Source organism: Edaphosphingomonas fennica, from assembly GCF_003034225.1.
Taxonomy (GTDB): Bacteria; Pseudomonadota; Alphaproteobacteria; order Sphingomonadales; family Sphingomonadaceae; genus Sphingomonas_E; species Sphingomonas_E fennica.
Genome location: NZ_PHHF01000076.1, coordinates 344,289 through 355,170, shown reverse-complemented (window position 1 = coordinate 355,170; position 10,882 = coordinate 344,289). Strand labels below are relative to the sequence as shown.

General features: G+C 66.4%; 10 protein-coding genes. 8 read left to right on the top strand and 2 right to left on the bottom strand.

The annotated features are described in order from the left end of the window. Positions 1–21 precede the first annotated feature (21 nt). Positions 22–429 carry a cysteine hydrolase family protein gene (locus tag CV103_RS19785; protein ID WP_342749179.1) on the bottom strand — a complete coding sequence of 136 codons (408 nt, stop codon included), beginning with the start codon at positions 427–429 and terminating at the stop codon, positions 22–24. A gap of 83 nt (positions 430–512) precedes the next feature. Here CV103_RS19785 and CV103_RS19780 point away from each other — a divergent pair, with 83 nt between their 5' ends. From CV103_RS19780 to CV103_RS19755, 6 genes are read left to right on the top strand one after another with little or no spacing between them, the layout of a single operon-like run. Continuing rightward, complete coding sequence (locus CV103_RS19780) at positions 513–2,063, top strand: alpha/beta hydrolase (protein ID WP_107395888.1); 1,551 nt, start codon at positions 513–515, stop codon at positions 2,061–2,063. A 14-nt stretch (positions 2,064–2,077) separates the two neighbouring features. Then, entirely contained in the window at positions 2,078–2,578 is a 501-nt protein-coding gene (locus tag CV103_RS19775) for a DUF3598 domain-containing protein (RefSeq protein WP_107395887.1), read from the top strand. Continuing rightward, entirely contained in the window at positions 2,532–3,953 is a 1,422-nt protein-coding gene (locus CV103_RS19770; protein WP_245896957.1) for a 3-isopropylmalate dehydratase large subunit, read from the top strand. The genes CV103_RS19775 and CV103_RS19770 overlap by 47 nt, the downstream gene beginning before the upstream one ends. Then, the gene (gene leuD / locus CV103_RS19765) at positions 3,950–4,567 is read left to right on the top strand and encodes a 3-isopropylmalate dehydratase small subunit (RefSeq protein ID WP_107395886.1); all 618 of its coding nucleotides are present in this window, start codon (positions 3,950–3,952) and stop codon (positions 4,565–4,567) included. The genes CV103_RS19770 and leuD overlap by 4 nt, the downstream gene beginning before the upstream one ends. Further along, positions 4,564–5,493 carry a hydroxymethylglutaryl-CoA lyase gene (locus CV103_RS19760; protein ID WP_107395885.1) on the top strand — a complete coding sequence of 310 codons (930 nt, stop codon included), beginning with the start codon at positions 4,564–4,566 and terminating at the stop codon, positions 5,491–5,493. Before leuD ends, CV103_RS19760 begins: the two co-directional genes overlap by 4 nt. Continuing rightward, positions 5,490–6,668: a CaiB/BaiF CoA transferase family protein gene (locus tag CV103_RS19755; RefSeq protein ID WP_107395884.1), complete on the top strand. Its 1,179-nt coding sequence runs from the start codon at positions 5,490–5,492 to the stop codon at positions 6,666–6,668. Before CV103_RS19760 ends, CV103_RS19755 begins: the two co-directional genes overlap by 4 nt. Positions 6,669–6,780: 112 nt before the next feature. Here the strand turns inward: CV103_RS19755 and CV103_RS19750 are convergent, their stop codons facing one another. Continuing rightward, positions 6,781–7,368, bottom strand: coding sequence for an FxDxF family PEP-CTERM protein (locus tag CV103_RS19750; RefSeq protein WP_245896955.1), 588 nt, complete (start codon positions 7,366–7,368; stop codon positions 6,781–6,783). A 207-nt stretch (positions 7,369–7,575) separates the two neighbouring features. Here CV103_RS19750 and CV103_RS19745 point away from each other — a divergent pair, with 207 nt between their 5' ends. Together CV103_RS19745 and CV103_RS19740 are read left to right on the top strand one after the other, a co-directional pair. Further along, the gene (locus CV103_RS19745) at positions 7,576–9,744 is read left to right on the top strand and encodes a TonB-dependent receptor (RefSeq protein ID WP_170112674.1); all 2,169 of its coding nucleotides are present in this window, start codon (positions 7,576–7,578) and stop codon (positions 9,742–9,744) included. A 22-nt stretch (positions 9,745–9,766) separates the two neighbouring features. After that, the gene (locus CV103_RS19740) at positions 9,767–10,873 is read left to right on the top strand and encodes a PepSY-associated TM helix domain-containing protein (RefSeq protein WP_107395881.1); all 1,107 of its coding nucleotides are present in this window, start codon (positions 9,767–9,769) and stop codon (positions 10,871–10,873) included. The last annotated feature ends 9 nt before the right edge of the window (positions 10,874–10,882 follow it).

The following is a 10,882-nucleotide window of genomic DNA, read 5'->3' as shown; positions in this document are numbered from 1 at the left end:
GATCAGACCAGACAACCGATCCTACCGGCCATCATAGTCGCCGCTCAACCGGCCATCGTAGTTGTCGCCGCGCAGTTCGCTGCCATATTTGATGTTCTGGAGCGAATCGGGCGTGTCCGTCCGCGTGCCCCACACGCCGGCATCGCCGCCGTCTTCCTTATAGCCCACCCGGCTCCAGATCACCGGCATGCCGCGGCTGCGCGCCAGCCGGGAAATGGCGTTTGCATATTCGATCTGGCGGGGATCGGTCTCATAGGCGGTCTTGAACAGATCGGTGCGGGTGTAGGCCTGCTGGAAATCGACGTTCACGATCGCCAGCCTTTCCCCAAAACCGAACTTGGCACGGGCCGGATTCGCCATCACATCCTCGAAAATCTGGCGCGCGGTGCGTCCGTCGCAGACCATCTGGGTGCCGATCAGCGTCATCATGAAACTCCTGCGAAATCGTGATTCGCACACTAGTTTACGAAAAGGGCTTGTCGAGCGGAATTTGTCCGGACAAATTAGGCGCCATGACGATCACCCGCCATTTCATCAGGGTCGGCAACCGCCGGGTCCATTATCGCAAGGCCGGCTCCGGCCCTACGTTGCTGATGGTGCACCAGAGCCCGCGCAGCTCGGCCGAATATGAACCCCTGATGGAAAGATGGGGGCGCCATTTCACCTGTATCGCGCCCGATACGCCCGGCTTCGGCCAGTCCGATCCCCTGCCCGGCACGCCCGACATAGCCGACTTTTCGGCCGCCCTCGTCGAGCTGCTCGACGCGCTCGGCATCGAACGGACGGCGGCCTATGGCTTCCATTCGGGCGGCATCATCCTGATCGGCGCGGTGAAGCGCCATCCCGATCGCTTCACCGCGCTGGCGACGGGCGGCTATGCGGTTTGGACGCCCGAGGAGATGGCGATCTTCGACCGCGATTATCTCCCGCCCTTCCGGCCCAGTGCTTATGGCGAGCATCTGGCCTGGCTGTGGAACCGGATCATCGAGCAGACATGGTTCTTCCCATGGTTCGACGTGCGCGATGCCGCGCGGATCGGCGTGGCGCATGACGATCCCGTGAAGACGGACGCGGTCGTCCGCGACATGCTGGACAGCGGCGACGCCTATCGCGCCGGCTATGGCGCGGTCCTGCGCGCGCCGCGTGATATTCCGCCCGCCGATGCCAAGACCGTGCCCGTGCTGATCGCGGCCTATGACGGCGATCCGCTCCAGGCCCATATCGCCCGGCTTGGCGAGATGCCGCCAAGCTGGCGCGCCGAGGCCGTCGCTACGCCCGCCGACCTCGAAGACGCATGCCTCGCCCATCTCCGCGCGGCCGAGGCCCTGCCCTGCCCCGATCTCGCGGAAAGCCGCGACGGCGGCTTCGTCCATGTGGCCGGCACCGGCTTCGACGGGCTGATCCGCTGGCGCGGCGATCCCGCGGGCGCGCAGGTGCTGCTCCACGCGCCCGGCCGGGAAGCCGATCTGCTCGATATCGGCGACGCGCTGGGCATCGACCTGCCGGGCCACGGCCTGTCCGATGGCTGGCAGGAAGGTTTCACGCCCACACTCGCCAATTGGGCCGCCATCGTTGCCGCCGCGATCGCCGCCATCGCGGAGGGCAGGCCCGCCATAATCGGCGAGGGCTTCTCCGCCCTCCTCGCCGCCGCCGTGGCGGCCCGCACGGGCGCCCATGGCTGGGGCGCCGTCGCCGCCCATATTCCGCTCCCCACCGCCACCGCACCGTGGATCGATCGGGCCATCCCCGATCAGGCGCCGGATCGCTTCGGCGCCTACCTCATCGCCGCATGGGGCGCCGTGCGCGCGGGCCATTTCTTCTGGCCGTGGTTCGAGGCCAGGGCCGCCAACGCCATCCCCTTCGCGGCCGCTGATATCGCGCCCGATGCGCTCGCGGCGGAACATCGCGCCCTGATCCGGGCCCGCGCCGGCAAGGCGCTGCTCGCCACGCTCGCCACGGCCGATCGCGATGCGCTGGTGGCTGCCGCGCCGGCGATCATCGGCTGGGAAACCGCCGGCTGGGCGGGCGGGCGCAACGACATCTGGTCGCCACACGGTCTCTGAAAGGGAGGAAATCCATGGGAATTCGCGAAGAAATGCCGCTTCTGGCCCGCCACGAAGGCGTATGGGATGGCGTCTATACCTATTACAATGCCGCCGGCGAGCAGATCGACCAGCACAGGTCCCGCCTGTTCTGCCGCTTCAAGGAAGGCAGCGAGCACCCGTATCACCAGACCAACTATTATAGCTGGGACGACGGCCGCACCGACATCCGCGATTTCCCGGCCACCTATGCCGATAAGCGCGTATGGTGGGACAATGATCTCATCAAGGGCTGGGCGGCCGAGGTCGGGCTGGATCAGTATAACCGCACGGTGATGCTCTACTGGCAGCGCCAGGGCGATCCGAGCCTCTATCTCTACGAGATGATCCAGCTTTCGGATGACGGCACCTCGCGCTGTCGCACCTGGCACTGGATCCGCAACGGCCAGCTCGAAACCCGCACCGCCATCCAGGAAAAGCTGGTCAGCCGTGACTGGGCGGCGATGGAGAAGGAAATGGAGGCACGATCTGCCTGATCCGCGCACCCTGTTCGCAAAGATCTGGGATCGGCACGTCGTCGCCTCTCTCGACGGCGGCGCCGATCTGGTCGCCATCGACCGGATCTTCCTGCACGAGCGCACCGGCGCCGCCGCCCTGAACAGCCTCAAGGCGGCGGGCCGCCCGGTCGCCAATCCGTCGCGCGTATTCTGCGTGATGGACCATATCGTCGATACCCGGCCCGGCCGGGACGATCGCACGCTGATGCCGGGCGGACAGGCCTTCATCACCGAAACCCGCGCCGCCGCGCGCGATGCCGGCATCACCCTGTTCGACGTCACCGATCCCGATCAGGGCATCGTCCATGTCGTCTCGCCCGAACTCGGCATCGTGCTGCCCGGCTGCACCCTGATCGCGCCGGATAGCCACACCTGCACGCAGGGCGCCTTCGGGGCGCTCGCCTGGGGCATCGGCTCCTCCGAGGCCGAACATGCCATGGCCACCGGCACGCTGCGCCTCGCCCGCCCGAAGACGATGCGCGTCACCTTCACCGGCGAACTTGCGCCCGGCGTGACGCCCAAGGACATGATGCTCGCGCTGATCGCCCGCCACGGCGCCGGCGGCGGCAAGGGCCATGCCGTGGAATTCGCCGGCAGCGCCGTCGAGGCGCTCGACATGGAAGGGCGGATGACGCTCTGCAACATGGCCACCGAATTCGCGGCGATGACGGGGATGATCGCGCCGGACGAAAAAACCTTCGCCTGGCTGGACGGCCGCCGCTACGCCCCCGGCGGGGCGATGCTCGCGGCCGCCGTTGCCGAATGGCGGACGCTCGCCACCGATCCCGGCGCCGCCTTCGATGCGGAGATCGCCATCGATGCCGCGACGATCGAACCCATGGTGAGCTGGGGCACCTCGCCCGAGCACAGCGCCGGCATATCGGGCGCCGTGCCGATCGACGCGCCCGAACGGCCGCTCGCTTATATCGGCCTCGGCCCCGGCCAGCCGATCGGCGGCACCCCGATCGATGCCGCCTTCATCGGCAGTTGCACCAACGGCCGGCTTTCCGATCTCCGCCGCGCCGCCGCCCTGCTCAAGGGCCGCCATGTCGCGCCCGGCGTCAAGGCGCTCGTCGTTCCCGGATCGATGGCAGTGCGCCGTGCCGCCGAGGCCGAGGGGCTCGACCGCGTCTTCACCGAAGCCGGGTTCGAATGGCGGATGAGCGGCTGCTCCATGTGCTTCTATGCCGGCGGGGAGAGCTTTCCCGCGGGCTCGCGGGTCATCTCGTCGACCAACCGCAACTTCGAAGGGCGGCAGGGTCCGGGCATCCGCACCCATATCGCGAGCCCCGAAACCGTGGCCGCCAGCGCCATCGCCGGCCGCATCGCCGATCCGCGGGACATTGCGGCATGACCCCCTTCACCGTCCTCACCGCCACGGCCGCGCCGCTGATCCGCGACAATATCGATACCGATGCGATCATCCCCTCGCGCGAGATGAAGAGCACGGGGAAGACCGGCCTCGCCGACGGCCTTTTCTCCCCCTGGCGATATCTCTCGCCCGGCGGCCGCGATCCCGATCCCGCCTTCGTGCTCAACCAGCCGGCCTATGCGGATGCGCGCATCCTGCTCGGCGGCGTCAATTTCGGCTGCGGCTCGAGCCGGGAACATGCCGTTTGGGCGCTTGCCGAATATGGCATCCGTGCCGTGATCGCACCGAGCTTCGCGCCGATCTTCGCCGGCAACTGCACCCGCAACGGCATCGTCCCGGTCGTCCTCCCCGCTGATGCGATCGCCGGGATCGCAGCCCATGGCGGCGCAGTCACGGTGGACCTTCCCGCCCAGCGCGTCTCCCTTGCCGATGGCCGCGCCTGGCCCTTCGATATCGGCGCGGAGGCGAAGGCCATGCTCCTCGAAGGGCTCGACGCCATCGATCTCACCTTCAAGCACAGGGCGGACATCGCCGCTTTCCAGGCCGCCGACCGCAAGGCCCGGCCGTGGATCTATCTCGGAGAAACCAAGGCATGACCCGCATCCACATCAGCGAGGTAGGCCCGCGCGACGGCCTCCAGAGCATCGACCGGGTGATGCCGCTCGAAGCCAAGAAGGCCTGGATCGCCGCCGAGGCCGCCGCCGGCGTCCCCGAGATCGAGGTGGGCAGCTTCGTGCCGCCATCGCTGCTCCCCCAGATGGCGGACACAGCCGATCTCATCGCCTTTGCCAAGGGGCTGGAAGGGCTCGCCGTCGCGGCGCTCGTCCCCAATTTCAAGGGGGCGGAGCGCGCCATCGCCGCCGGCGCGGAAAAGATATCCATCCCCTTCTCCATGTCCGAAACCCACAGCCTCAGGAATGTCCGCAAGGATCATGCGGCGATGCTGGCCGAAATCCGCGCCATCGCGGAACTCGTCGCCAGCCAGTCGGCCGATTCCCGCCCGCATTTCGAGGTCGGTCTCGCCACCGCCTTCGGCTGCACGATCGAAGGCCCCGTCAGCGAAGCGAACGTCGTCCGCCTCGCGGCGGCCGCGATCGAAGCCGGCGCGGTCGAGGTCGGGCTCTCCGATACCACCGGCTATGCCAATCCCGCCCAGGTCCGCCGCCTCGTCCGCGCGGTGAAGGCGGAGGTGGGCGACGGCCGGCTCAACACGCTTCATCTCCACAACACCCGCGGCCTCGGCCTCGCCAATGCGCTCGCGGGGCTGGAGGAAGGCATCACCACGCTCGATGCGTCCCTGGGCGGCCTCGGCGGCTGCCCCTTCGCGCCGGGCGCATCGGGCAACATCGTCACGGAGGATCTGGTCTTCATGCTTGAGGCCATGGGGTATGAAACGGGCATCGACCTCGAAAAGCTGATGAAGGTCCGCGCGATCATCGCCGATGCCCTGCCCGACGAACCGCTCTACGGCTTCACGCCCGATGCCGGCCTGCCGCTCGGCTTCGGCAAGGTGGCGGCATGACGGCGCCCGCCCCGCTCGCCGGCCTTCGGGTCGTCGAATTCACGCACATGGTGATGGGCCCGGCCGCCGGCGCGATGCTGGCGGCGCTGGGGGCGGACGTGATCCGCGTCGAGCCTGCGGAGGGAGACAAGACCCGCACGCTGCTCGGCTCCGGGGCCGGTTATTTCCCCATGTATAACCGGCACAAGCGCAGCATCGCGCTCGACCTCAAATCCGAACGCGGGCTGAAGGTCGCCCGCCGGCTGGCCGAACGCGCCGATATCCTGATCGAGAATTTCCGTCCCGGCGCGCTCGACCGGCTCGGGCTGGGCTACGAGGCGCTGGCCGCCGTCAATCCGCGCCTCATTTATTGTTCGGCCAAGGGTTTCCTTCCCGGCCCCTATGAAGAACGCACCGCGCTGGATGAGGTCGCGCAGATGATGGGCGGCCTCGCCTATATGACCGGCCCGCCCGGCCGCCCGCTCCGCGCCGGCTCCAGCGTCATCGACGTCACCGGCGGCATGTTCGGCGTCATCGGCGTGCTGGCCGCGCTCGAGGAACGCCACCGCACCGGCAAGGGCAAGCTGATCCAGGCATCGCTGTTCGAAACCACCGTCTATCTGGTCGGCCAGCACATGGCCCAGCTCGCCGTCACGGGCAAAGCCGCCAGCCCCATGCCCGCCCGCATCTCCGCCTGGGCGATCTACGACGTGTTCGAAACGAAGGACGATCCCGTCTTCATCGGCGTTGTCACCGATGCCTTGTGGGAGAAATTCTGCGCCCTCTTCGGGCTCGCCGATCTCTGGGCGGACGAAAGCCTCCGCCGCAACAATGAGCGCGTCCTCCAGCGCGATCGCATCCTGCCCCGCATCCGCGATCTGATCGCCGGCTTCACCCGCGCCGAGGTGATCGCCCGCCTCGAAGGCACGGGCCTCCCCTTCGCCCCGATCGCCCGGCCCGAGGACATGTTCGACGATCCCCACCTCGCCGCATCCGGCGCATTGGAACCCGTGACTCTGGCGGACGGCACTCCCACGCGATTGCCGACCTTGCCGATCGCGTTCGACGGAAGGCTGCTGGCGCGTTCCGGGGCGCTGCCCCTGGCGGGTGCCGACAGCCGGGCGATACTCCGCGACCTCGGCCTCAGCGAGACAGAAATTCTGGCGATTTTTCCGGATGAAACCGCTGTAGATTAGGTCGCAACAATGCAATCGGGCTTGCTGTTTTCAGGCAGAAGCCGACGCATTCGGAGCAATATTTGGCATGATCGTGCCGCCAGCACCTTCGCTGGCGGCACGATCATTTGCCTCAGGCCGCCTGAGGCAGGCGGGTGCCGCTGTTGCGACGGCGCATCGAAGCGCCGACGACGCCGAAGCCCACCAGCATCATCGCCCAGGTGGCCGGTTCCGGGACGGCCGCGATATTGAGGATGCCGGAATAGCTCGCCAGCGAGCCAGAGGACGCACCCGACACGTTATAGGTGATCTCGATCGCCTTCTCGCCGGCCGTCAGGAAGATCGGGTCGAGATACCAGCTTTCGATGTTTCCGTTTCCACCGCCCGGTTGCAGGACGCGGCCATCGAACAGGATCGAGGTGAAATCCACGTTCTGGAGCCGCCCGAGCGAAATCGAGAACACCGTAAGGTTGGCCAGCATGTCTTCGGAAAGGGTGAAGGTGAAGGTGTCGGTGAACCCGGTCCCGTTCGACAGCCCGGTATTCCCGAAATAGTTGGATCCCTGCGACACGTTGATGGGGAAAACCGCGGCGGACGCGGCCTGGCTGCCGATGAGGGCGGAAGCCATGATCGAGGCGGCAACGAGAAATTTCTTCATTCGACAAACCCTTACAGTGACATACGCCCCGATATGCCAGCAAGCATCGGGCCAAACCGTCACAACGTCCGTTTTTTGCAGTGCAATATAGTTAACGCAATTTCCGGATTGTAAGGAATTCCGTCACTTATCCGCAATTTTAGGCGTCAAGCCACACCGCGCGCGACGTGCGGGTGGAAGAAGCATGTCCGCTCCGCAGATTAATGATAATCACTTGCAATAGCCGGGTCGCTCCTGTAGCGGCCACGCCGGCTAAGATAAGGGGTCGCCATGAAGCTGACATTGCGGACATTATTCTCCATCGGGACCATGCTCGCCGCTCCGCCCCTCGCCGCACAGACGATCGGCAGCGAAGGCCAGCGCGATGGCGATGGCGATATCGTCGTCACCGCTGCCCGCAGCGCCTTGCCGGCAAGCGCCCTGCCGCTGACCATCGACGTGATCGACAATGATGCGCTCAACCAGCAGGTGGCGATCAGCGGATCGGTGGTGGATGCGATATCGACGCTTACCCCATCCTTCTCGCCCACCCGCCAGAAGCTTTCGGGATCGGGAGAATCGCTGCGCGGCCGATCGCCGCTCTACGCGATCAACGGCATTCCCCAGTCCACGCCGCTGCGCGACGGATCGCGCGACGGCTTCACCATCGATCCCTTCTTCGTCGATCGGGTGGAGCTGATCTACGGGTCCAATGCCTTGCAGGGCATCGGCGGTGCCGGCGGCATCGTCAATCAGGTGACGGTTGGCCCGCCCAGCGTGGACGGGCTGAGCGGCCGCACGCTCATCCAGGGCACCGCGGACGATGGTTTTCATGACGACGGGCTGGGCGGCAAGGTCGCCGGCCTGCTGTCCTACAAAATCGATCGGTTCGACGCGACGTTCGGCGCCGCATTCGAAAAGCGCGGCGCCTTCTATGACGGCCACGGCAACCGCATCGGCATCGACAACGTCCAGGGCGAGACGATGGATTCGAAAAGCTGGTCGCTCTTCGGCCGTCTCGGCTATGCCGTCAGCGACAGCGCCCGGCTGGACCTGATCCTGAGCCGCTACGAGCTGAAAAGCGATGCCGACTATGTCTCGGTTCCCGGCGACAGGGATATCGGCCTGCCCAGTTCCACGGTTCGCGGCACGCCGCCGGGCCTGCCGGCCAAGAATCTCGCCCAGAGCGCGGCGCTTTCCTTCACCGACGACAATCTGGCCGACGGCCATCTCGTCACCCAGATCTTCTACAGTCGCACGCGCGATACGTTCGGCAGCGATCCTGCGCCCGTCGCCACCTTCCAGGATGCGTCGATCGCTCCCTATGGCACGCTGGTCGATCAATCCCAGAATCGGTCCCGCAAGATCGGCACGAAGTTCAGCTACGAACGGTCCCTGCCTGGCTGGGATGCGCTGACGGCCACAATCGGGTTCGACACTTTGTTCGACAAGACCGAGCAGGCCCTGCTGCTGACCGGGCGCGTCTGGGTGCCGCCCACCGATTTCCGCAGCCTCGCTCCGTTCGGACAGCTCAATCTCGCGCTGCTGGACGGCAAGGTCCGGCTGGCCGGCGGCGTCCGCAATGAGAATGTGCGGATCAAGATCGACGATTTCACCACCCTCGCTTCCTACGGTTCGCGCCAGGTGAAGGGCGGATCGCCCAAGTTCAGCGACACGCTGCTGAACGGCGGCGCGATCTTCGAGCCGGCACAGGGCATCCGCGCCTATGTGAGCTATGCCGAGGGCTATACGGTTCCCGACGTGGGCCGCATCACGCGATCGATCAACAGGGACGGCGTCGACCTCAGCAACTATCTCGACATCAGCCCCATCGTCTCGAACAACCGCGAAATCGGCGTCGAGGTGAAGCGCGGCCCGATCGATGCCAGCGCGGCCTATTTCTGGTCGACCAGCAAGAACGGCCAATTGCTGGTGCTGGTGAACGGCGTGTTCGAGGTGCAGCGGCAACGGGTGGAGATCCAGGGACTGGAGCTGAACCTCAGCGTGAAGCCGCCGGTGCCGGGCCTCAAGCTTTCCATGGGCTATGCCCACCTTATCGGCCGCACGGACGGCACGCCCGACGACGGAATCGACAAGGTGAATATCGATCTGGACGGCGCCAATATCTCGCCCGACCGGCTGAACTTCGCGGCAAGCTATGATCGCGGCCCGCTTTCGGCCCGCATCCAGACCCAGTTCTATTTCGCGCGCCGGTTCGATTACAGCCCGCTTCCCGATTTCGCCGGGAACGATCGCAGCAACGATTTCGGTGGCTACAACCTGACCGACGCCACCGTCCGCTACCAGACGGCATTCGGCGGGATCACGCTGGCGGTGCAGAACCTCTTCGACAAATTCTACATAGACTATAACAGCGATACCCAGCGGCCCACGGACGATACCCGTTTCTATTCGGGGCGCGGGCGCACCTTCACCCTCGGCTGGGATTATCGTTTCTGATGATCCGGGGAATGCGCCAGACATGCGGCTGCTAGATCGCCTGCACCGTTGGACGGGGGGACTGATCGGTCTCCTCCTGGCGCTGCTCGGCCTCAGCGGGGCCGTGCTGGTCCACAAGGATGCGTGGGTGATGCTGCCGCACGCCCGCGACGCCCAGCTGTGGGATACGCAGGCGATCGCGGCCGGCGTGGAGCGGATCATGGCCGATCCCGCCACCCGGCCGCGCAGCATCATCTTCGCCACGCGCGATTTCGGCCTGAACCGGCTGAGCTATGCCGGCGACGCCGGCGCCTATAGCGATCAGGCGGGAACGATCGTCACCCGCTGGGACAGCCAATGGCAACGCCCGGAAATCTGGCTGTTCGATTTCCATCACCATCTGTTTGCCGGCGACACCGGGGAAACGGTGATCGGCATCGCCGCCATCTGCGGGCTGTTCTTCGTCATATCCGGCACGATCCTGTGGTGGCGGACGCGCAAGACCTTTGCCTTCAGGCTGCTGCCCAAGCGCCTGAGCCGTCCTGCGATCGTGCGCCACCATCGCGATCTGGGCGTGGTGGCGGCCCCCCTCCTCGCGCTATCGCTGGTCACCGGATCGATCCTCGTCTTCCAGCCGCTGGCGGGCATATTCCTCGGCCCCTCCGCCCCGACGCAGATCAAGGTCGCGCTGAAGCCGCCCGCGCCGCGCAAGGCGGTGCTGGCCGATCATCCAGACTGGACCCGGATGATCCGCACCGCCCGCTCGCTCTATCCCGATGCCGAATTCCGCATCCTTTCGCTGCCGCGCAACGACAGCGGCCTCATCAGCCTGCGGATGCGCCAGCCCGACGAGTGGATCCCCAACGGCCGCACGACATTGTGGTTCGCGGCCGACAGCGGCGCACTGGTCCGGACCCGCGATGCCCGTGCGCTCCCGCGGGCGGTGAAGGCCTATAACGCGCTCTATCCCCTGCACGCCGCCAAGATAGGCGGCCTGCCCTATCGGCTGGTGATGACGGTTTCCGGCCTGGCGCTGGCCCTGCTGGGCAGCCTGGCGGTATGGTCCTTCTGGTTCCGGGGCGGCCTGAAGGTGCCCGCCCAGCCGCCCAGGGCGACAAAAGTATCGCAAGGGCTCAAGCGGCCGGCCTGATGGGGCTTG